We start from the raw sequence: 20,976 nt of genomic DNA on the forward strand, positions 1-20,976 counted from the left end.
ACTGCCAGTCTGCCCAAAAAGGTCAGAGTTTATGATGCAGATAATCGCCGAGGCGGGAGAAAAGGCCGCCCTTTTCAACGCTTTCCAGCGTAACCAATGGCCAGTGCGCTACCACCTTGTCACGATCGTACAGCTGGATCTCCCCTACCCGCTGATGCGCGGCGATCGGCGCTTCCAGCTCTTTTTTATCCATCACGTATTTCGCCTTGATGTTCGGCACTTCCGATTTGGGTAATGCCAGCCAGAAGTCCTGATCCGTGCCCAGCGCGATCTGCTCTTTATCGCCGTACCAGATGCGCTCGGTTCCCACTTTTTTACCGTTATGCAGGATCTGCACCGTATCAAAATTTTGCTGTCCCCAGTGCAGCAGCTTGCGCGCCTGATCTTCACGTCCTTTCGGGCTGTCTGCCCCCATCACCACCGCAATCAGTCGACGCTGACCGTCCACCGCGGAGGCAATCAGGTTAAAGCCCGCGCCCGAGGTGTGACCCGTTTTCAGGCCATCCACGTTCATGGTCTTATCCCACAGCAGGCCGTTGCGGTTCTGCTGGGTGATGCCGTTCCAGGTCAGGCTCTTTTCGCTGTACATGTGATAGAACTCAGGCTCGCCGTGAATGATGGCCCGGGAAAGCACGGCGAGATCGTAAGCGGAGCTGTGCTGACCCGGTGCATCCAGCCCGTGTACGGTTTCGAAGTGGGTATCGCGCAGGTTCAGCTTTTCAACGTAGTCATTCATCATCCTGACGAACTGCGGCTGACCGCCCGCCACGTGATCCGCCAGCGCCACGCAGGCGTCATTGCCGGAATCAACAATCAGGCCGCGGCTGAGATCGCGCACGGAAACCCGATCGCCCTCCTTCAGAAACATCAGCGACGAACCGTCAAAGACCGGATTGCCTTTTGCCCATGCGTCACGTCCGACCGTCACAATGTCATCGGGGCTGATGCGGTGGCTATCAATAGCACGATCGACAACGTACCCCGTCATCAGTTTGGTCAGGCTCGCCGGATTACGCTGCTGATGTTCGTTGCCCGCCGTTAAGATTTGACCCGTGGTGTAATCCATCAATACCCAGGAGCCAGCCTGGATGGCAGGTGGCTGAGGTGAAAAATCCAGCGGCTCGGCAGCCAGCGCGGAAGAAATACTCGAAGCGAGTAAAGAAACAGCAATAAACAGACGGCGTTTCAAAGGTATATCCTCAGGTCAGTAAAAATCGATGACCTTTTTACGGGAGTTCTGATGTCGTTACCTGCCTTAATTGCAAAAAAATGTGACAGCACGCAGATTTTTTCGGAACAAATCTCGCAAATTTCTTGCCTGACGGTGCTTTTTATTCGGACTGCTCACCCCAATCGTTTACCATAGAGACGTCAATTTTTAACAGGATGAGATTACTGGTGTCTGACTCTGCCGCGCGCCCGACTTTTTTGTTCCACGATTACGAAACCTTTGGCACCCATCCGGCGCTGGACCGACCGGCGCAGTTTGCGGCTATCCGTACCGATGACGAATTTAACGTCATCGGCGAACCCGAGGTGTTTTACTGTAAGCCCGCCGATGACTATCTGCCGCAGCCGGGCGCGGTAATGGTGACGGGCATCACGCCTCAGGAAGCGCGGGATAAAGGCGTTAGCGAAGCAGAATTTGCCCGTCGCATCCACGACCTGTTCACGGTGCCCAATACCTGCGTGGTGGGTTACAACAATATCCGTTTTGACGATGAAGTGACGCGCAATATCTTCTACCGCAACTTCTACGATCCGTATGCCTGGAGCTGGCAGAACCGTAATTCACGCTGGGATTTGCTGGATATCATGCGCGCCTGCTATGCGCTGCGCCCGGAGGGGATTAACTGGCCGGAGAACGACGACGGCTTGCCGAGCTTCAGGCTCGAGCACCTGACGCGGGCCAACGGCATTGAGCACAGCAACGCCCACGACGCGATGGCAGACGTTTACGCGACCATCGCTATGGCGAAACTTGTAAAAACCGCGCAGCCGCGCCTGTTTGAGTATCTGTTGAGCCATCGCAGCAAGCAAAAGCTGATGACGCTAATTGACGTGCCGCAGATGAAACCGCTGGTGCATATTTCAGGGATGTTCGGTGCGTGGCGCGGGAATACAAGCTGGGTGGCGCCGCTTGCCTGGCATCCGGACAACCGTAACGCCGTCATCATGGTGGATCTCGCCGGAGATATCTCCCCGCTGCTTGAGCTCGACAGCGACACCTTACGTGAACGGCTCTATACCCCGAAAGAGGCGCTGGGTGACCTGCCAGCCGTACCGGTAAAACTGGTGCACATTAATAAGTGCCCGGTGCTGGCGCAGGCCAACACGCTGCGCCCGGAAGACGCCGACCGGCTGGGGATTAACCGTCAGCACTGCCTCGACAACCTGAAAGTGCTGCGCGACAACCCGCAGGTGCGCGAGAAAGTTGTCGCCATTTTTGCCGAAGCAGAGCCGTTCGTGCCGTCTGAGAATGTGGATGCGCAGCTTTATAACGGCTTCTTCAGCGATGCCGATCGCGCGGCGATGAACATCGTGCTGCAAACCGACCCGCGTAACCTGCCCGCGCTGGATATCACCTTCGCAGATAAGCGCATTGAGAAGTTGATGTTTAATTATCGCGCGCGCAACTATCCCGGCACGCTGGATGAAGCAGAGCAGGAACGCTGGTTACAGCATCGGCGCAACGTGTTTACGCCGGAGTTTCTTAATAGCTACGCCCAGGAGCTGGAGATGCTTTACGGTCAGTATGAAGGGAATGCTGAAAAGCAGGCGCTGCTGAAAGCGCTGTTCCAGTATGCGCAAGAAATTGTCTGAGTAGCGGGTACAAAAAAGCCGGAGGCGATGTCTCCGGCTTTTTTTTGCCGGGTGGCGCTAACGCTTACCCGGCCTACGAAACTGTAGGTCGGGTTGAGCATAGCCGTCACCCGACACAGTCTTACGCGACGTCTTCGTACTGAGGAACCGGGTTGCGGAAGCTTCTGGTCACGCAAGCCAGGTAAATCAGACCGATTGCACCCCAGATCAGACCCAGAACCATTGAGCTCTCTTCCAGGTTGATCCACAGGGCGCCCACCGTCAGGGCACCACACACTGGCAGCACCAGATAGTTGATGTGGTCCTTCAGCGTCTTGTTGCGCTTCTCACGGATCCAGAACTGCGAAATCACGGAGAGGTTAACGAAGGTGAACGCCACCAGCGCACCAAAGTTAATCAGCGCCGTGGCCGTTACCAGGTCGAATTTAATCGCCAGCAGGGCAATAGCGCCCACCAGCAGCACGTTCCACGCCGGGGTACGCCATTTAGGATGCACGTAACCGAAGAAGCGGGTTGGGAACACACCGTCACGGCCCATCACGTACATCAGACGAGAAACGCCCGCGTGCGCAGCCATACCGGAAGCCAGTACGGTGACGCTGGAGAAGATCAGCACGCCCCACTGGAAGGTTTTACCCGCCACGTACAGCATAATTTCAGGCTGTGATGCATCCGGATCTTTAAAGCGAGAGATATCCGGGAAGTACAGCTGTAAGAAGTAAGACGCACCGATGAAGATCAGGCCGCCAATCAGCGCGGTCAGGAAAATCGCTTTCGGGATCACGCGCTCAGCGTCTTTGGTCTCTTCAGACAGAGAAGAGATACCGTCGAAGCCCAGGAACGAGAAGCACAGGATAGTCGCACCGGTGATCATCGGCACTACGTGAGCGCCTTCAGACCAGAACGGACGGGTGCTGGTCAGCGTACCTGCGCCTTCACCGTGGGAAACGCCGTAGATGATCAGCCCAACGATAACCGCAACAATCCCCATCTGAAGGATCACAATCAGGGTGTTGAAGTTAGCCACGGTCTTGATACTGCGCAGGTTAGAGATGGTCATAAAGGCCACCAGCGCCACAACGAAGATCCACGACGGCACGGAAGGCACCAGCGCTTCGAAGTAAATTTTTGCCAGCAGAATGTTGATCATCGGCATGAACAGGTAGTCCAGCAGTGATGACCAGCCCACCATAAAGCCAACCGCCGGGCTAATGGATTTCTGAGCATAGGTGTACGCAGAGCCTGCGGACGGGAAACGGCGAACCAGTTTACCGTAGCTCAGCGCTGTAAAGAGGATGGCGACCAGCGCAAAGGCGTACGCCGTTGCAACGTGACCGTCAGTAAGGCCTGATACGATACCGAATGTATCGAACAGCGTCATCGGTTGCATATAGGCAAGGCCCATCATAACAACCGGAATCAACGTAAGCGTTTTACGTAATTCCACGCGAGAGGTGTTTGGAGTTGCGTTATGCGACATAGTTATTCTCCTTTACGGTGATAACCGCCACGTAAGCGAAAAATTGCCCCATTTCTTTCTTCCTCAGCGACAACAACTGTCGGATTTTAGTAAATATCTATCCGGTACGAAGCCCGGCCTCTTGGTTTTTAGTTTCGTTTCGTACATGCAAAAAAAAATAACCGACGCCTTTTATATCGTCGATTATTCATTTGTTTGCAGCGGCGGCATTTTGCCCTATTCCAGATACAAAAGGCAATACATTGAGAAACCTGCCCATAAATTAATTTTACTAACTGATTGATTTCCCATCATCTGCCTGAGCGTAAACTGTGGCGATAGCACTATTTGCTAAAATTTCGTCTCGCCACCAGGCGCTGGCAAGCCCGGCGGTCTGTTCATTCCAGCCCACCCATACCGATTCGTTACTGCTCTGCGCTAAAACCTGTTTTTCCACCAGCGCTCCGCTGTCAATAAACCGCTGCGCTAAATAACGGGGAAGGTAACCGCACCCCAGGCCGCTTATTTGCAGCTCCAGCTTGGTTTTAAAATCAAAAACGGTGATGGCCTCCTGCTCATCCAGCAGCTGCGATGAAATGCCGCATTCGGGGCGAGAACTGTCTCCAACCACAATGGCGCGATAGTTTTTAATGACGCGTCGGGTAACAGGCTCCGGTTCATTCGCCAGCGGGTGATGAGGCGCAACGGCAAAAACCTGCTCCAGAACGCCCAGCCGCGCAAAACCAAATTCACTTAACTGGGGAGGCTCATGCAGCGCCCCAACGATGATATCCGCCCTGCCCTGCGTCAGGGCCTCCCAGGAACCGCCCAGCACGCCATTGATAAAAACCAGCCGGGTGACGCTGTGGCGCTGATAGAACGCCTCAATAAGCGGGGTAAGCAGGGAGAAAGGGAATGTATCATCAACCCCAATCACCAGCTCATTTTCCCAGCCCTGGTGAAGTTTGACGGCCTGCTTTTCCAGCTCGCGAACCGTATGCAGCACGTCACGCCCTTTTTCCAGCAGCATCTGCCCTGTACGGGTGAAACGCGCGCGATGCCCGGTGCGGTCAAGGATTTGGATATTAAGATCGCTCTCGAGCTTTTGCACGGTGTAGCTCAGAGCCGAAGGGGTTTTATAGAGCTTCGCCGAGGCGGCGGCAAAGCTCCCCTCTTTTTCCAGCGCATCCAGAATAACAAGAACATCCAGCAGCGGTTTCATCTTCGCCCCCTTGCGGTGTGCGATTGTCTCCGCCGGCGCAATTATTCCATGGGCATAACCAGCGGATCGGGATACTGATATTCAAATCCCAGTTCATGGCAAATACGATTGCCATCAATAATTTTGCCTTTGCGTTCCCCCTGCGCCTCGCTGAATACCGGCGGCGCCAGACCCAGCTGGCGCGCCATCAGCGGATAAAAGGTACTGCGCGGCGGATGCGAAGGCGCACATATATTATAGATGTGCCCCCCTTTCGGAGCCTGCAAAAGCAGTTCTATTGCGCCGATAACATCCTCAAGATGCACAAGATTAACCCCGTGCTGGCCATCCGGCGCGGATTTACCGGCAAAGAAGCGCCCCGGATGACGCCCCGGCCCCACCAGTCCGGCCAGGCGTAAGATATCCACCTGCGTGCCAGGCAGATTGTGCAGCCAGTCTTCCAGCTCTTTCAGTACCCGGCCGCTGGCGGTCACCGGACGGCGCTCGGTGTTTTCTTTCGCCGTACCGTCGATATCGCCATAGACGGAGGTGGAGCTGGTGAAAATGATACGCGGGATATGGTGCGCCAGGGCGCTGTCGACAATCTCCTGCACCGCCTGCAAGTAAAAAGACTCACCCGGGCCGCTGCGCCGCGCCGGTAAGGTAATGACCAGCGCGTCCACATTCATCAGTTCATCCAGCTCGTCGGTATCGCAGATAAGCTCGGGTTCGAGACGCAGCTCGACACCATCAATGCCGCACATGCGTGCCGCTTCAACCCCATCTCGGGTGGTCTTACTCCCTGTCACCTGCCAGCCTTTCGCGGCTAATGACATCGCCAGTGGCATTCCTAACCATCCTAACCCGACAATCGCGACCTTTTTCATTACATTCTCCGCTTAACGATGCCTGTTATAAGGCTACGCCAGCCTGGTGGAACGCACAATTCATACCATCAATATGAAATGAATTAATGATCAAAAAAAGCCCTTGCTTTATGGCGTACAACTGGTTTAGGTTAAAAGACATCAAATGCATAAGCATTCAACGAGAATTTATATGACACGCGTTCCTTTTAAAAACCACCATCATCACCATCATCCTGACTAGTCTTTCAGGCGATGTGTGCTGGAAGACGTTTGGATCTTCCAGTGGTGCATGAACGCATGAAAAAGCCTCCGGAAGATCTTCTTCCGGGGGCTTTTTTTTGGACCGCATTCAGACAGGTTAAAACAGGTTAACGAGGAACACAGAATGTTAGATAACTCACGTTTACGCATAGCTATTCAAAAATCAGGCCGTTTAAGCGACGATTCACGCGAACTGCTGGCCCGTTGCGGGATTAAAATCAACCTGCACACCCAGCGCCTGATCGCCCTGGCTGAAAATATGCCGATCGACATTCTGCGCGTACGTGATGACGATATCCCGGGCCTGGTGATGGATGGCGTCGTTGATCTCGGCATCATCGGCGAAAACGTACTGGAAGAAGAGTTATTAACCCGCCGCGCGCAGGGCGAAGATCCGCGCTACTTTACCCTGCGTCGTCTGGACTTTGGCGGCTGCCGCCTGTCGCTGGCTACGCCGGTCGATGAAGCCTGGGACGGCCCGGCCGCGCTGAACGGCAAACGTATCGCCACCTCTTACCCTCACCTGCTGAAGCGTTACCTCGATCAAAAAGGCGTGCAGTTTAAATCCTGTCTGCTGAATGGCTCTGTTGAAGTGGCGCCGCGTGCGGGCCTGGCCGATGCCATCTGTGACCTCGTGTCCACCGGCGCCACGCTCGAAGCGAACGGCCTGCGCGAAGTGGAGGTGATCTACCGCTCCAAAGCGTGCCTTATCCAGCGCGACGGCGAGATGGCCGACGCCAAACAGCAGCTCATCGACAAACTGCTGACCCGCATTCAGGGCGTGATTCAGGCGCGTGAATCCAAATACATCATGATGCATGCGCCAACCGAGCGTCTGGACGAAGTGATTGCCCTGCTGCCGGGCGCTGAGCGTCCAACCATTCTGCCGCTGGCGGGCGACCAGCAGCGCGTGGCGATGCACATGGTGAGCAGCGAAACCCTGTTCTGGGAAACCATGGAAAAACTGAAGGCGCTGGGCGCAAGCTCCATTCTGGTGCTGCCAATTGAGAAGATGATGGAGTAACGACCATGAGCTTTAACACAATCATCGACTGGAATACCTATAGCGACGCGCAACAGCGCGAGCTGCTGATGCGCCCGGCAATTTCCGCCTCGGAGAGCATCACCCGCACCGTGGCGGAGATCCTTGATAACGTCAAAGCCCGCGGGGACGACGCGCTGCGCGAGTACAGCGCGAAGTTTGATAAAACTGAGGTCGACGCGTTACAGGTTACCGAGCAGGAAATCATTGATGCCAGCAATCGTCTGGGTGATGACATCAAACAGGCGATGGCCGTCGCGGTGAAAAATATTGATACCTTCCACACCGCGCAGAAATTGCAGGCGGTGGATGTGGAAACCCTGCCCGGCGTACGCTGCCAGCAGGTGACACGCCCGGTGGCGTCCGTTGGCCTCTATATTCCCGGCGGCTCTGCCCCGCTGTTTTCGACCGTCCTGATGCTGGCCACCCCGGCACGTATTGCCGGTTGTCAGAAGGTGGTGCTCTGCTCTCCGCCACCGATCGCCGACGAGATCCTGTATGCGGCGAAGCTGTGCGGCGTGCAGGCGATCTATAAAGTGGGCGGTGCGCAGGCGATTTCCGCCCTGGCGTTCGGGACGGGATCCATTCCGAAGGTCGACAAAATCTTTGGCCCGGGCAATGCCTACGTGACCGAAGCGAAGCGCCAGGTCAGCCAGCGTCTGGACGGCGCGGCGATTGATATGCCTGCCGGTCCGTCTGAAGTGCTGGCGATTGCCGACAGCGGCGCTACACCGGATTTCGTGGCCTCTGACCTGCTCTCGCAGGCCGAGCACGGCCCTGACTCGCAGGTGATTTTACTGACGCCAGATGCCGACATGGCAAAACGCGTGGGCGACGCCGTTGAGCGTCAGCTGGCTGACCTGCCGCGTGCGGAAACGGCGCGTCAGGCGCTATCCGCCAGCCGCCTGATTGTGGCCCGCGATCTTGACCAGTGCATCGCCATCTCCAACCAGTACGGTCCTGAGCACCTGATTATTCAGACCCGCAACGCGCGCGAACTGGTCGACAGCATAACCAGCGCAGGCTCGGTGTTTCTCGGCGACTGGTCACCGGAATCCGCCGGGGATTACGCCTCCGGCACCAACCACGTGCTGCCCACGTATGGCTATACCTCAACCTGCTCCAGCCTGGGGCTGGCGGATTTCCAGAAGCGCATGACCGTGCAGGAACTCTCCCGCGAGGGATTTGCCTCGCTGGCGTCGACCATTGAAACCCTGGCCGCCGCCGAGCGCCTGACTGCCCACAAAAATGCCGTGACGCTGCGCGTTGCCGCCCTGAAGGAGCAAGCATGAACATCGAAGAATTAGCCCGCGAAAATGTCCGTCGCCTGACGCCCTATCAGTCTGCGCGTCGTCTGGGCGGGAACGGCGACGTCTGGCTGAATGCCAATGAATATCCCACGGCGGTGGCCTTTGAGCTTTCGCAGCAGACGCTGAACCGCTACCCGGAGTGTCAGCCGAAAGCGGTGATCGAGAACTATGCGCAGTATGCAGGCGTGAAGCCTGAGCAGGTGCTGGTCAGCCGTGGGGCGGATGAAGGGATTGAGCTGCTGATCCGCGCCTTCTGTGAGCCGGGTAAAGACGCGGTGATGTACTGCCAGCCCACCTACGGGATGTACAGCGTGAGCGCCGAAACCTTTGGCGTGGCCTGCCGCAACGTGCAGGCGCTCGACAACTGGCAGCTGGATTTGCAGGGCATCGCCGATAACCTCGACGGCGTGAAGGTGGTGTTTGTCTGTAGCCCGAACAACCCCACCGGGCAGATTATTCATCCGCAGGATATCCGCACCCTGCTGGAGATGACGCGCGGCAAGGCGCTGGTCGTCGCTGATGAAGCCTATATTGAGTTCTGCCCGCAGGCGACGCTGGCAGGCTGGCTTGAAGAGTATCCGCATCTCGTTGTGCTGCGTACCCTTTCCAAAGCCTTCGCCCTCGCCGGCCTTCGCTGTGGATTTACGCTGGCGAATAAAGCGGTTATCGACCTGCTGCTGAAAGTGATTGCCCCGTATCCGCTCTCAACGCCGGTTGCCGATATTGCGGCACAGGCGCTGGCCCCGCAGGGCATCAGCGCGATGCGCGAGCGTGTGGCGCAGATCCTGGAAGAGCGTCAGTATCTTGTCGATGCCCTTAAAACGATTCCGTGCGTGGAGCAGGTGTTCGACTCGGAAACCAACTACATCCTGGTGCGCTTCACCGCCTCAAGCGCGATATTTAAATCGTTGTGGGATCAGGGCATTATCTTACGAGACCAGAATAAACAACCTACCCTGAGCGGCTGCCTGCGTATTACCGTCGGCACCCGTGCAGAGAGCCAGCGCGTGATTGACGCCCTGAAAGCGGAGAAAGTATGAGTCAGAAGTATCTCTTTATCGATCGTGACGGCACCATCATCTCGGAGCCACCCAGCGATTTTCAGGTCGATCGTTTCGACAAGCTGGCCTTTGAACCCGATGTGATCCCGGTGCTGCTGAAGCTTCAGAAAGCAGGCTATAAGCTGGTGATGATCACCAACCAGGACGGTCTGGGCACCGACAGCTTCCCGCAGGTAGACTTTGACGGCCCGCACAACCTAATGATGCAGGTGCTGACCTCGCAGGGCATCGCCTTCGACGAAGTGCTGATCTGCCCGCATATGCCTGCCGACGAGTGCGACTGCCGCAAGCCAAAAGTGAAGCTTGTTGAACGTTATCTGGCGGAAGAGGCGCTGGATAACGCCAACAGCTATGTGATCGGCGATCGCGTCACGGATATCACGCTGGCGGACAACATGGGCATTGCGGGCCTGCGCTATAACCGCGACACGCTAAACTGGGCAATGATTGGCGAGCAGCTCACCAGACGCGACCGCTATTCCCACGTTGAACGCAACACCAAAGAGACGCAGATCGACGTGAAGGTCTGGCTCGACCGCGAAGGCGGCAGCAAGATCCACACCGGCGTCGGTTTCTTTGACCACATGCTGGATCAAATCGCCACGCACGGCGGCTTCCGCATGGAGATCACCGTTAAGGGCGACCTGTATATCGACGATCACCACACCGTGGAAGATACCGGCCTGGCGCTGGGCGAAGCCCTGAAGCTGGCGCTCGGTGACAAGCGCGGCATCAACCGCTTCGGCTTTGTTCTGCCGATGGACGAGTGCCTGGCGCGCTGCGCGATGGATATCTCCGGGCGTCCGCACCTGGAATACAAAGCCGACTTTACCTATCAGCGCGTGGGCGATCTCAGCACCGAGATGGTGGAACACTTCTTCCGCTCACTTTCTTACACCATGGGCCTGACGCTGCACCTGAAAACCAAAGGCAAAAACGATCACCACCGCGTCGAGAGCCTGTTCAAAGCCTTTGGCCGTACCCTGCGCCAGGCGATCCGCGTGGAAGGTGACGCCCTGCCCTCGTCGAAAGGAGTGCTGTAATGAACGTGGTGATTCTGGACACCGGATGCGCCAATCTGAACTCCGTACAGTCGGCGATTATGCGCCACGGCTACGAGCCGGTGGTGAGCCGCGACCCGGACGTGGTGCTGCGTGCTGATAAACTCTTTCTGCCGGGCGTTGGCACCGCCCAGGCGGCGATGGATCAGATCCATGAGCGCGAGCTGGTGGATCTCATCAAAGCCTGTACTCAACCGGTGCTGGGCATTTGCCTCGGCATGCAGCTGCTTGGCCGCCGCAGCGAAGAGAGCAACGGCGTTGATCTGCTGGGTATTATTGAAGAAGACGTGCCGAAAATGACCGACCACGGCCTGCCGCTGCCGCACATGGGCTGGAACCGCGTTTATCCGAAGGCGGGCAACAGGCTGTTCCAGGGTATTGAAGACGGCGCGTACTTCTATTTCGTCCACAGCTACGCCATGCCCGTGAATGCCTACACCATCGCCCAGTGCAATTACGGCGAGGCGTTCACCGCCGCCGTGCAGAAAGATAACTTTTACGGCGTGCAGTTTCACCCGGAACGCTCCGGCGCCGCCGGTGCGCAACTGCTGAAAAATTTCCTGGAGATGTGATGATAATTCCCGCTTTAGATTTAATTGACGGCACGGTAGTTCGTCTCCACCAGGGCGATTACGGGCAGCAGCGCGACTACGGCAACGACCCGCTGCCGCGGTTACAGGCTTACGCCGCGGAGGGCGCTGAGGTGTTGCACCTGGTCGATCTGACCGGCGCGAAAGATCCGGCTAAACGCCAGATCCCGCTGCTTAAAACACTGGTGGCTGGCGTGGACGTCCCCGTGCAGGTGGGCGGCGGCGTGCGTACGGAAGCCGATGTTGCCGCCTTACTGAACGCGGGCGTGGCGCGCGTGGTAGTGGGTTCGACCGCTGTGAAAGATCCTGAGACGGTCAAGGGCTGGTTCCGCCGCTTCGGTGCGGATGCGCTGGTGCTGGCGCTGGATGTGCGCATTGACGCGCAGGGTAACAAACAGGTCGCGGTCAGCGGCTGGCAGGAAAACTCCGGCGTAACGCTGGAAGAGCTGGTCGGGATGTATCTTCCGGTAGGGCTGAAGCACGTCCTGTGCACGGATATTTCACGCGATGGTACGCTCGCAGGCTCTAACGTCTCGCTGTATGAAGAGGTTTGCGCGCGTTATCCGCAGGTGGCGTTTCAGTCCTCTGGCGGTATCGGCGACCTGGCGGATATCGCCGCTCTGCGCGGAACCGGTGTACGTGGCGTGATCGTGGGTCGCGCGCTGCTGGAAGGCAAATTTACGGTGAAGGAGGCGATTCAATGCTGGCAAAACGGATAATTCCCTGCCTGGACGTGCGTGATGGTCAGGTTGTAAAAGGCGTGCAGTTCCGCAACCACGAGATCATTGGCGACATCGTTCCGCTGGCAAAACGCTATGCCGAAGAAGGCGCAGACGAACTGGTATTTTACGATATCACCGCCTCCAGCGATGGCCGCGTGGTGGACAAAAGCTGGGTGGCGCGCGTGGCAGAGGTGATTGATATTCCCTTCTGCGTGGCGGGCGGGATTAAATCTGCTGACGATGCGGCGAAAATTCTCTCTTTCGGTGCGGACAAAATTTCGATTAACTCCCCTGCGCTTGCAGATCCGGAGCTGATTACGCGTCTGGCGGACCGCTTTGGCGTGCAGTGCATTGTCGTGGGGATCGACACCTGGTTTGATACCGCGACGGGCAAATATCACGTCAACCAGTACACCGGCGATGAAAGCCGCACGCGCGTCACACAATGGGAGACGCTGGACTGGGTGCAGGAAGTACAAAAACGCGGTGCGGGTGAAATCGTGCTGAACATGATGAACCAGGACGGCGTACGCAACGGTTACGACCTCGAGCAGCTGAAAAAAGTGCGCACGGTCTGCCACGTTCCGCTGATTGCCTCCGGCGGCGCGGGCACCATGGAACACTTCCTTGAAGCCTTCCGCGATGCGAACGTAGACGGCGCGCTGGCCGCTTCCGTGTTCCACAGACAGATTATCAATATTGGTGAGTTAAAAACGTACCTGGCCGACCAGGGCGTGGAGATCAGGGTATGTTAACAGAGCAACAACAGGCGCAGCTGGACTGGGAAAAAACTGACGGATTACTGCCGGTGGTTGTACAGCATGCCGTTTCAGGCGAAGTGCTGATGCTGGGATACATGAACCAGGAGGCACTGGCAAAAACGATCGACAGCGGCAAGGTGACGTTTTTCTCGCGCACCAAACAGCGCCTGTGGACGAAAGGGGAAACCTCGGGCCACTTCCTGAACGTGGTCAGCATTACGCCAGACTGCGACAATGACACCCTGCTGGTGCTGGTCAACCCGATTGGCCCGACCTGTCACAAAGGCACCAGCAGCTGCTTTGGCGAGGCGAGCCACCAGTGGCTGTTCCTCTATCAGCTGGAACAGCTGCTGGCAGAGCGTAAATCAGCGGATCCCGAGAGCTCGTACACGGCGAAGCTGTACGCCAGCGGCACCAAACGTATTGCGCAGAAAGTGGGTGAGGAAGGCGTTGAAACGGCGCTGGCGGCCACCGTGCATGACCGTGAGGAGCTGACGAACGAAGCGTCGGATTTGATGTATCACCTGCTGGTGCTGCTTCAGGATCAGGAACTGGATTTAACGACGGTGATTGAGAATTTGCGGAAACGACATAAATAAAAAAAGACCGGGGAGACCCGGTCTTTTTTGTGTGTAAATCAGGCTCTTGGCTTGTAGTTTCTCAGCGCGTTACGGCCGAGGACGACAGCAGAACCGATAATTCCGCCGAGCAGTACGGCAAGGATGAGGGTAATAGCAATTTTCGGGCTGTCGCGTCGGATAGGCAGGTTCGGCTTCATGACGTAACGATAGACGTGAATAGTGTCTGGGTTAACGTTGAGGTTCTGAATATCCAGTAAATTTTGTTTGGTTTGGTAGTAAGCGCCTGAGAAGACCAGCGGGCGAGACGCTTCGTTATCAACCATTGACTTGAGCGCTACGGTACCCAACAGGAACATGGTTTCCTGAGTAACATCCTGAGTCTGTTGAAGCTGCGGAGTGGTGATCTTAGCGGCTTCTGCGTTCTTCAGCGCCTCAGTAATCTGCTTGATGCGTAGATCTTTCTGCTCCTGAGCAACTTTCTCCTGATTCTGGAGGGAGTCGTTCAGGGTTGTGATCTGCTGCTTGAGGTTATCTCTGAGATCAAGCGTCAGTTCTTTTGCCGTCTGCTCGTCAACCTGCTGAATGTACTGAGCTAATTGCTTTTGAGCTGCTTCAGCGGATTCGCCCTGATAGCTTACGGTTAAAGGCAAACTTTGTCCTTTAACGGTAGGCTCAATAGTCAGTTTTTCCGGATCTTCCTGATTCTCCAGCGCCTGAGCTAATGCCGAGAAGGAGGAATTGAAACGTCCAATAGCACGATTCTGAATGTCTAACATGGAGGGAGCTGCCCCGCCATAGAGGATATTCAATGCATTGGAATAGGTGGCGATTTGTGCCGCATCAGGCTGGGCTATGATGGCTGATGACGTCCATTTCTCTTTGGCTACAGTGATGTAAACGCCAGCAAGAACGATAAAAGCAGCAATAAAAGCCCCTATTACCCACTTACCACGCCACAGCTGTAGCATTACATCAAGTAAATCAATTTGCTCCGGGTCATTGTTACGTGCGACCAGGTTATTGTTGTTTTGCGTCATACAATCCCTAACAGATGAAAAAGGGCAAAAATAATCTTGTTTCCATAGTGTATCTGTTGCTGGGGATTTTTCTATAAGAATCCGATGAGTTATATCGGAAAGATGGGTTATGTAAGTTAAAGGCGACGCGCTATCATAGTTGGATTCTGATGTCTGGGGCATCAATAAGAACACTGTAAATGAGGGAAGCTATGAAATTTCTGGTAACGGGCGCGGCGGGCTTTATCGGTTCTCATGTCAGCAAGCGCCTGCTTGATGCAGGGCATGAAGTTGTTGGGCTTGATAATCTGAATGATTACTATGACCCTAACCTCAAACTCGCTCGCCTTGAACTGCTTAAATCCGAGAGTTTCACCTTCCACAAGCTGGACTTAGCGGACTGCGAGGGCATGGCTGCGCTCTTCGCCAATGAGAAATTTGACCGCGTAATCCATCTTGCCGCACAGGCGGGTGTCCGTTACTCGCTGGAAAACCCGCATGCCTACGCTGATGCAAACCTGGTAGGTCACCTGAACGTGCTGGAAGGCTGTCGCCACAATAAGGTTCAGCATCTTCTGTATGCGTCATCCAGTTCTGTTTACGGCCTCAACCGTAAGATGCCGTTTTCTACTGACGACTCCGTAGACCATCCGGTTTCCCTGTATGCGGCAACCAAAAAAGCCAATGAGTTGATGTCGCATACCTATTCGCATCTGTACAATCTGCCGACCACTGGCCTGCGCTTCTTTACCGTCTATGGCCCATGGGGGCGCCCGGACATGGCGCTGTTTAAATTCACCAAAGCCATGATTGAAGGCAACAGCATCGACGTATACAACTACGGCAAGATGAAGCGCGACTTCACCTATATCGATGATATTGCGGAGGCGATTATTCGCCTACAAGACGTCATTCCTCAGGCCGATGCCGACTGGACAGTCGAAACCGGTTCGCCAGCAACCAGCTCTGCCCCGTATCGCGTGTATAACATCGGCAACAGTTCACCTGTCGAACTGATGGATTACATCACCGCGCTTGAAGAGGCGCTGGGCAAGGAAGCGGTGAAAAATATGATGCCGATCCAGCCGGGAGACGTGCTGGAGACCAGTGCGGACACCAAAGCGCTGTATGACGTTATTGGGTTTAAACCACAAACCTCAGTCCAAGAAGGCGTGAAAAACTTCGTCGACTGGTACCGCAACTTCTATAACGTTTAAAAACAAAAAACCCGGCAGATTGCCGGGTTTTTTTATATCACGATTTTAATCAGTCGCTGCCGAACAAATCGCGGGTATAGACTTTATCTTTCACGTCCGCCAGCTCTTCCGCCATACGGTTGGAGATAATTACATCCGCTTCTTTCTTAAACGCATCCAGATCGCGGATCACACGCGAATGGAAGAACTCATCTTCCTGCATCGCCGGTTCATAAATAATGACCTGTACGCCCTTCGCCTTAATACGCTTCATGATCCCCTGAATGGAAGAAGCGCGGAAGTTATCGGAACCGCTCTTCATGATCAGGCGATACACGCCCACCACTTTCGGCTGACGCGCGAGAATGGAATCCGAGATGAAGTCTTTACGCGTGCGGTTGGCATCCACAATGGCGGAAATCAGGTTGTTCGGCACCGCCTGATAGTTAGCCAGCAGCTGCTTGGTATCTTTTGGCAGACAGTAACCACCGTAACCGAAGGACGGGTTGTTGTAATGGTTACCGATACGTGGGTCAAGACACACGCCCTCGATGATCTGACGGGTGTTTAGACCTAAGCTCTCGGCATAGCTGTCAAGTTCGTTGAAGTAAGCCACACGCATCGCCAGATAGGTATTGGCGAAAAGCTTAATGGCCTCTGCCTCGGTGGAATCTGTGAACAGCACCGGAATATCTTTTTTGATTGCGCCTTCCTGAAGCAACGCAGCAAAACGCTCCGCACGCTCGGAACGCTCGCCAATCACGATACGGGATGGGTGCAGGTTATCGTATAACGCCCTGCCCTCGCGGAGAAATTCCGGCGAGAAGAAGACATTATCAATACCCAACTCTTCTTTAATCGATTTGGTGAAACCCACTGGAATTGTCGACTTGATGATCATCACTGCGTTCGGGTTGATTGCCGTAACGTCTTTAATCACCGCTTCAACGGTAGAGGTATTGAAGTAGTTGGTTTTAGGATCATAGTCGGTTGGCGTGGCGATGATGACGAAATCCGCATCGCGGTAAGCATCTTCTTTGTCCGTGGTAGCGCGGAAGTTCAGCGGTTTGGTCGCGAGGTATTCTTCAATCTCTTTATCGACGATCGGGGACTTCTTCTGGTTAAGCAGGTCCACTTTTGCCTGCACGATATCCAGCGCAACCACTTCATGGTTTTGTGCAATCAGAATACCGTTTGAGAGACCAACATAGCCTGTTCCGGAGATAGTTATTTTCATTTGTTTGACTTCTACACGTTTGAGTTTTTGATGACCATAACACAGTCACCACAATGATTAACTAAGCGTTTTTTATCGCTAACCTTCATTCGCTGTCAAGGTTTCAGGTTTTTTGAAAAATGTTTTTGCTGAACAAAAAGACCTGTCGTTACACTAAGCAAAGTACCTGTTTTACAGCGACAATAAGACGTTAAAGGGCAGTCGAGAGTAAGCAGAGGAAAACTGCTTACTTCGTCAAATCAGACTAATCCCTTGGTCAGATTCAGCAGATACTGACCATACCCGGTCTTTTTCAATGGTTCAGCGAGTACCCGAAGTTGTTCGGCATCAATAAAACCTCGTCGGAACGCAATCTCTTCAGGACATGAAACTTTTAGCCCCTGTCGCTCTTCAATTGTGGCGATAAAATTGCTTGCCTCGATCATACTCTGATGCGTTCCGGTATCCAGCCAGGCATAGCCGCGTCTCATCATCGCGACAGACAATCGTCCCTGCTGCATATAGATGCGGTTGATGTCGGTAATTTCGAGTTCACCTCGCTCGGACGGCGTTAAGCTTTTGGCCATCTCAATCACATCGTTGTCGTAAAAATAAAGACCGGTTATTGCGTAATTACTCTTGGGTTGCTGAGGCTTCTCCTCAAGGCCAATTGCAGTACCGTCTTTATCAAACTCAACGACGCCATAGCGTTCCGGGTCGCTGACATGATAGGCGAATACGGTCGCACCCTCTTGCTGGCTTGCTGCGCCTTCAAGCAGTCTGGGGAGATCGTGTCCGTAGAAAATATTATCGCCTAATACCAGCGCACAATTATCCTCACCGATAAACTCTTCACCCAGAATAAAAGCTTGTGCCAGTCCATCAGGACTTGGTTGCACTTTGTACTGGATATGCAATCCCCACTGGCTACCGTTCCCGAGCAGTTGTTCAAAACGCGGAGTGTCCTGAGGCGTGCTGATAATCAGAATATCCCGTATACCTGCCAGCATAAGCGTAGAGAGCGGATAATAGATCATTGGCTTATCGTAAATTGGCAACAATTGCTTGCTTACGGCCATAGTCACGGGATAAAGACGTGTACCCGATCCGCCAGCTAATATAATCCCTTTACGTTTCGTCATTTACTTACGCTCCCCATAATTTTGCTCAATCCAGCTCTTATAGGCGCCGCTTTTTACATTCGATACCCACTCCTGGTTATTCAAATACCATTCAACCGTTTTACGGATGCCACTTTCAAACGTTTCCACAGGAGTCCATCCAAGCTCGTCGCTAATTTTATGAGCATCAATTGCATAACGTCTGTCGTGACCTGGTCGGTCCGCGACATAAGTAATTTGTGCGCGATAGGATGTTTCTTTCGGTACCATTTCATCGAGCAGATCACAAATGGTCTGAACAACTTCAATATTTTTCTTCTCGTTATGACCGCCAATATTATAGGTTTCTCCCGGCTTACCCGTGGTCAGAACCGTATACAGTGCACGAGCATGGTCTTCAACGTATAACCAGTCACGGATTTGATCGCCCTTACCGTAAATCGGCAATGGTTTATTATCCAGCGCATTAAGGATAACAAGAGGAATCAGCTTTTCAGGAAAGTGGTATGGGCCATAATTATTCGAACAATTTGTCACAATCCCGGGTAAACCATAGGTGCGTATCCAGGCTCGAACTAAATGGTCGCTGGACGCTTTTGACGCTGAGTAAGGGCTGCTTGGCTGGTACGCTGTTTTCTCAGTAAACAGCGGTAACGGGGTGGAGTCATAATGTTCATCGGGATGAGGCAGATCGCCGTAAACCTCATCAGTTGAAATGTGATGGAAACGGAAAGTAGATTTTGCTGCCTCATCCAGTGAAGACCAGTAAGCACGGCTTGTTTCTAACAGGATATAGGTGCCAACAATATTGGTTTCAATAAACGCAGCGGGACCGGTAATAGAACGGTCGACATGGCTCTCGGCAGCCAGGTGCATTATCGCATCAGGCTGATGGGTAGCAAAAATACGCGCCATTGCCTCTTTATCACATATATCGGCATGCTCAAAAACATAGCGTTCGCTATCGCTTACTTCACGCAAGGATTCCAGATTACCGGCATAGGTCAATTTATCAACGTTAACAACGCTATCCCGAGTATTGCTAATAATATGTCGGATAACCGCGGAACCGATAAAACCGGCACCGCCAGTAACTAGAATTTTCACGCAATCTATTCCATTAAACAGTAGGTGGATCGGGCAAGATAAAAAAGCCCGGTATCTCTACCGGGCTTGATGGCATGGCTAACCGTATATTAATCCAGCCATTCGGTGTGGAACACACCTTCTTTATCCGTACGCTTATAGGTATGCGCACCGAAGTAGTCACGCTGTGCCTGAATCAGGTTCGCTGGCAGAACGGCAGCGCGATAGCTGTCGTAATATGCCACCGCAGCGGAGAAGGTCGGAACCGGGATACCATTCTGCACCGCGTACGCAACAACATCACGCAGCGCCTGCTGATATTCGTCAGCAATTTGTTTGAAGTAAGGCGCCAGCAGAAGGTTTGCGATACCCGCATTCTCAGCGTAGGCATCGGTGATTTTTTGCAGGAACTGAGCGCGAATGATACAGCCGGCACGGAAGATCTTCGCAATCTCGCCGTAGTTCAGATCCCAGTTATTCTCGTCAGATGCCGCGCGCAGCTGAGAGAAGCCCTGCGCGTAAGAGACGATTTTACCCAGATACAGCGCGCGACGGACTTTCTCAACGAACTCTGCTTTATCACCAGCGGGTTTGGCCTTCGGGCCAGACAGCACTTTAGATGCTGCAACGCGCTGCTCTTTCAGAGAAGAGATATAACGTGCGAAGACGGATTCGGTGATCAGGGACAACGGCTCACCCAGATCCAGAGAGCTCTGGCTGGTCCATTTACCGGTACCTTTGTTAGCGGCTTCATCCAGAATCACATCAACCAGGTATTTACCCTCTTCATCTTTCTTGGTGAAGATATCTTTGGTGATGTCGATCAGGTAGCTGTTCAGCTCGCCTTTATTCCACTCGGTGAAGGTCTCTGCGAGCTCCTCGTTGGAGAGGTTCAGGCCGCCTTTCAGCAGAGAGTAAGCTTCAGCAATCAGCTGCATGTCGCCATATTCAATGCCGTTGTGAACCATTTTCACATAATGACCAGCACCATCAGGACCGATATAGGTCACGCACGGCTCGCCATCTTCAGCTACGGCTGCGATTTTGGTCAGGATTGGCGCAACCAGTTCGTAAGCTTCTTTCTGTCCACCAGGCATGATAGATGGACCTTTCAGAGCGCCCTCTTCACCGCCGGATACGCCGGTACCAATGAAGTTGAAGCCTTCAGCAGACAGTTCACGGTTACGACGAATGGTGTCCTGGAAGAAGGTGTTGCCGCCATCGATAATGATGTCGCCTTTATCCAGATACGGTTTCAGTGAATCGATAGCTGCATCGGTACCTGCGCCCGCTTTCACCATTAACAGGATACGACGAGGTGTTTCCAGAGACTCAACGAACTCTTTAACCGTATAGAAAGGAACCAGTTTTTTGCCTGGATTCTCAGCGATGACTTCTTCGGTCTTATCACGGGAGCGGTTGAAAACGGAGACGGTATAACCACGGCTTTCGATGTTGAGCGCCAGGTTGCGCCCCATCACTGCCATACCGACAACGCCGATCTGTTGCTTGGACATTACATACTCCTGTCAGGTGTGGTCGCCGCGAATGATAGCGGCTTGGGAATCACTTCTCATAACTCTAAACAATACTAAAGTCG

General features: G+C 54.1%; 21 protein-coding genes and 1 other annotated feature. Of the genes, 11 read left to right on the plus strand and 10 right to left on the minus strand.

Annotated features, from left to right (window positions below; all coding sequences use genetic code 11):
* Nucleotides 1–22 precede the first annotated feature (22 nt).
* A complete protein-coding gene (gene dacD, locus SK50_RS16610; protein ID WP_047740833.1) occupies nt 23–1,195 on the minus strand; it encodes a serine-type D-Ala-D-Ala carboxypeptidase DacD in 1,173 nt (390 codons plus the stop codon).
* 191 nt (nt 1,196–1,386) lie between these two features.
* Between dacD and sbcB the strand changes: the two genes are divergently transcribed.
* Nucleotides 1,387–2,823, plus strand: a complete 1,437-nt coding sequence (gene sbcB, locus SK50_RS16615; RefSeq protein WP_015572402.1) for an exodeoxyribonuclease I — start codon at nt 1,387–1,389, stop codon at nt 2,821–2,823.
* Nucleotides 2,824–2,944: 121 nt separating this feature from the next.
* Here the strand turns inward: sbcB and SK50_RS16620 are convergent, their stop codons facing one another.
* The 4 genes from SK50_RS16620 to SK50_RS16630 form a co-directional block, all read right to left on the minus strand.
* Complete coding sequence (locus SK50_RS16620) at nt 2,945–4,303, minus strand: APC family permease (protein WP_006811203.1); 1,359 nt, start codon at nt 4,301–4,303, stop codon at nt 2,945–2,947.
* A complete protein-coding gene (yoeI, locus tag SK50_RS23935) occupies nt 4,293–4,355 on the minus strand; it encodes a membrane protein YoeI (RefSeq protein WP_099458931.1) in 63 nt (20 codons plus the stop codon). Before yoeI ends, SK50_RS16620 begins: the two co-directional genes overlap by 11 nt.
* Nucleotides 4,356–4,574: 219 nt before the next feature.
* Nucleotides 4,575–5,504: a LysR substrate-binding domain-containing protein gene (locus SK50_RS16625; protein ID WP_015572401.1), complete on the minus strand. Its 930-nt coding sequence runs from the start codon at nt 5,502–5,504 to the stop codon at nt 4,575–4,577.
* Between the two features lie 41 nt (nt 5,505–5,545).
* Nucleotides 5,546–6,370, minus strand: coding sequence for an SDR family oxidoreductase (locus SK50_RS16630; RefSeq protein WP_017383300.1), 825 nt, complete (start codon nt 6,368–6,370; stop codon nt 5,546–5,548).
* A gap of 172 nt (nt 6,371–6,542) precedes the next feature.
* Here SK50_RS16630 and hisL point away from each other — a divergent pair, with 172 nt between their 5' ends.
* The 9 genes from hisL to hisIE all read left to right on the plus strand — a co-directional run bounded on the left by hisL (nt 6,543) and on the right by hisIE (nt 13,759).
* Nucleotides 6,543–6,593, plus strand: coding sequence for a his operon leader peptide (gene hisL / locus SK50_RS23940; RefSeq protein ID WP_099516347.1), 51 nt, complete (start codon nt 6,543–6,545; stop codon nt 6,591–6,593).
* Nucleotides 6,569–6,692 (plus strand) — a sequence feature (His leader region). Its footprint overlaps the gene before it by 25 nt.
* A 45-nt stretch (nt 6,693–6,737) precedes the next feature.
* On the plus strand, nt 6,738–7,637 hold the full coding sequence (hisG, locus tag SK50_RS16635) for an ATP phosphoribosyltransferase (RefSeq protein WP_000886595.1): 900 nt from the start codon (nt 6,738–6,740) through the stop codon (nt 7,635–7,637).
* A 5-nt stretch (nt 7,638–7,642) separates the two neighbouring features.
* On the plus strand, nt 7,643–8,947 hold the full coding sequence (gene hisD, locus SK50_RS16640) for a histidinol dehydrogenase (protein WP_048229730.1): 1,305 nt from the start codon (nt 7,643–7,645) through the stop codon (nt 8,945–8,947).
* Nucleotides 8,944–10,005, plus strand: a complete 1,062-nt coding sequence (hisC, locus tag SK50_RS16645) for a histidinol-phosphate transaminase (protein WP_017693107.1) — start codon at nt 8,944–8,946, stop codon at nt 10,003–10,005. The genes hisD and hisC overlap by 4 nt, the downstream gene beginning before the upstream one ends.
* Nucleotides 10,002–11,069: a bifunctional histidinol-phosphatase/imidazoleglycerol-phosphate dehydratase HisB gene (gene hisB, locus SK50_RS16650; protein WP_017693106.1), complete on the plus strand. Its 1,068-nt coding sequence runs from the start codon at nt 10,002–10,004 to the stop codon at nt 11,067–11,069. The genes hisC and hisB overlap by 4 nt, the downstream gene beginning before the upstream one ends.
* Nucleotides 11,069–11,659: an imidazole glycerol phosphate synthase subunit HisH gene (gene hisH, locus SK50_RS16655; protein WP_015572396.1), complete on the plus strand. Its 591-nt coding sequence runs from the start codon at nt 11,069–11,071 to the stop codon at nt 11,657–11,659. Before hisB ends, hisH begins: the two co-directional genes overlap by 1 nt.
* Nucleotides 11,659–12,396, plus strand: coding sequence for a 1-(5-phosphoribosyl)-5-[(5-phosphoribosylamino)methylideneamino]imidazole-4-carboxamide isomerase (hisA, locus tag SK50_RS16660; protein WP_017693105.1), 738 nt, complete (start codon nt 11,659–11,661; stop codon nt 12,394–12,396). Before hisH ends, hisA begins: the two co-directional genes overlap by 1 nt.
* A complete protein-coding gene (gene hisF, locus SK50_RS16665; protein WP_017693104.1) occupies nt 12,378–13,154 on the plus strand; it encodes an imidazole glycerol phosphate synthase subunit HisF in 777 nt (258 codons plus the stop codon). Before hisA ends, hisF begins: the two co-directional genes overlap by 19 nt.
* Nucleotides 13,148–13,759: a bifunctional phosphoribosyl-AMP cyclohydrolase/phosphoribosyl-ATP diphosphatase HisIE gene (gene hisIE, locus SK50_RS16670; protein ID WP_017693103.1), complete on the plus strand. Its 612-nt coding sequence runs from the start codon at nt 13,148–13,150 to the stop codon at nt 13,757–13,759. Before hisF ends, hisIE begins: the two co-directional genes overlap by 7 nt.
* A gap of 38 nt (nt 13,760–13,797) precedes the next feature.
* Here the strand turns inward: hisIE and wzzB are convergent, their stop codons facing one another.
* On the minus strand, nt 13,798–14,778 hold the full coding sequence (gene wzzB, locus SK50_RS16675) for an LPS O-antigen chain length determinant protein WzzB (protein ID WP_017693102.1): 981 nt from the start codon (nt 14,776–14,778) through the stop codon (nt 13,798–13,800).
* 191 nt (nt 14,779–14,969) lie between these two features.
* On the opposite strand from wzzB, the gene SK50_RS16680 reads away from it, so the two are divergent.
* Nucleotides 14,970–15,974: an NAD-dependent epimerase gene (locus SK50_RS16680; RefSeq protein ID WP_017693101.1), complete on the plus strand. Its 1,005-nt coding sequence runs from the start codon at nt 14,970–14,972 to the stop codon at nt 15,972–15,974.
* A gap of 49 nt (nt 15,975–16,023) precedes the next feature.
* Here the strand turns inward: SK50_RS16680 and ugd are convergent, their stop codons facing one another.
* The 4 genes from ugd to gndA all read right to left on the minus strand — a co-directional run bounded on the left by ugd (nt 16,024) and on the right by gndA (nt 20,893).
* Nucleotides 16,024–17,190: a UDP-glucose 6-dehydrogenase gene (ugd, locus tag SK50_RS16685; protein WP_017693100.1), complete on the minus strand. Its 1,167-nt coding sequence runs from the start codon at nt 17,188–17,190 to the stop codon at nt 16,024–16,026.
* Between the two features lie 239 nt (nt 17,191–17,429).
* On the minus strand, nt 17,430–18,311 hold the full coding sequence (gene rfbA / locus SK50_RS16690) for a glucose-1-phosphate thymidylyltransferase RfbA (RefSeq protein WP_017693099.1): 882 nt from the start codon (nt 18,309–18,311) through the stop codon (nt 17,430–17,432).
* Complete coding sequence (rfbB, locus tag SK50_RS16695) at nt 18,312–19,397, minus strand: dTDP-glucose 4,6-dehydratase (RefSeq protein WP_017693098.1); 1,086 nt, start codon at nt 19,395–19,397, stop codon at nt 18,312–18,314.
* Between the two features lie 89 nt (nt 19,398–19,486).
* A complete protein-coding gene (gene gndA, locus SK50_RS16700) occupies nt 19,487–20,893 on the minus strand; it encodes an NADP-dependent phosphogluconate dehydrogenase (protein ID WP_017693097.1) in 1,407 nt (468 codons plus the stop codon).
* Nucleotides 20,894–20,976: the final 83 nt, after the last annotated feature.

Origin of the sequence: Enterobacter sp. BWH64 (genome assembly GCF_001037645.1) — a bacterium.
GTDB classification, from domain to species: Bacteria; Pseudomonadota; Gammaproteobacteria; order Enterobacterales; family Enterobacteriaceae; genus Enterobacter; species Enterobacter hormaechei_C.

Coding starts and splice junctions, on each gene's coding strand:
- sbcB (WP_015572402.1), top strand. CDS start 1,387: ATGAGATTACTGGTGTCTGACTCTGCCGCGCGCCCGACTTTTTTGTTC.
- SK50_RS16620 (WP_006811203.1), bottom strand. CDS start 4,303: ATGTCGCATAACGCAACTCCAAACACCTCTCGCGTGGAATTACGTAAA.
- SK50_RS16625 (WP_015572401.1), bottom strand. CDS start 5,504: ATGAAACCGCTGCTGGATGTTCTTGTTATTCTGGATGCGCTGGAAAAA.
- SK50_RS16630 (WP_017383300.1), bottom strand. CDS start 6,370: ATGAAAAAGGTCGCGATTGTCGGGTTAGGATGGTTAGGAATGCCACTG.
- hisG (WP_000886595.1), top strand. CDS start 6,738: ATGTTAGATAACTCACGTTTACGCATAGCTATTCAAAAATCAGGCCGT.
- hisD (WP_048229730.1), top strand. CDS start 7,643: ATGAGCTTTAACACAATCATCGACTGGAATACCTATAGCGACGCGCAA.
- hisC (WP_017693107.1), top strand. CDS start 8,944: ATGAACATCGAAGAATTAGCCCGCGAAAATGTCCGTCGCCTGACGCCC.
- hisB (WP_017693106.1), top strand. CDS start 10,002: ATGAGTCAGAAGTATCTCTTTATCGATCGTGACGGCACCATCATCTCG.
- hisH (WP_015572396.1), top strand. CDS start 11,069: ATGAACGTGGTGATTCTGGACACCGGATGCGCCAATCTGAACTCCGTA.
- hisA (WP_017693105.1), top strand. CDS start 11,659: ATGATAATTCCCGCTTTAGATTTAATTGACGGCACGGTAGTTCGTCTC.
- hisF (WP_017693104.1), top strand. CDS start 12,378: ATGCTGGCAAAACGGATAATTCCCTGCCTGGACGTGCGTGATGGTCAG.
- hisIE (WP_017693103.1), top strand. CDS start 13,148: ATGTTAACAGAGCAACAACAGGCGCAGCTGGACTGGGAAAAAACTGAC.
- wzzB (WP_017693102.1), bottom strand. CDS start 14,778: ATGACGCAAAACAACAATAACCTGGTCGCACGTAACAATGACCCGGAG.
- SK50_RS16680 (WP_017693101.1), top strand. CDS start 14,970: ATGAAATTTCTGGTAACGGGCGCGGCGGGCTTTATCGGTTCTCATGTC.
- ugd (WP_017693100.1), bottom strand. CDS start 17,190: ATGAAAATAACTATCTCCGGAACAGGCTATGTTGGTCTCTCAAACGGT.
- rfbA (WP_017693099.1), bottom strand. CDS start 18,311: ATGACGAAACGTAAAGGGATTATATTAGCTGGCGGATCGGGTACACGT.
- gndA (WP_017693097.1), bottom strand. CDS start 20,893: ATGTCCAAGCAACAGATCGGCGTTGTCGGTATGGCAGTGATGGGGCGC.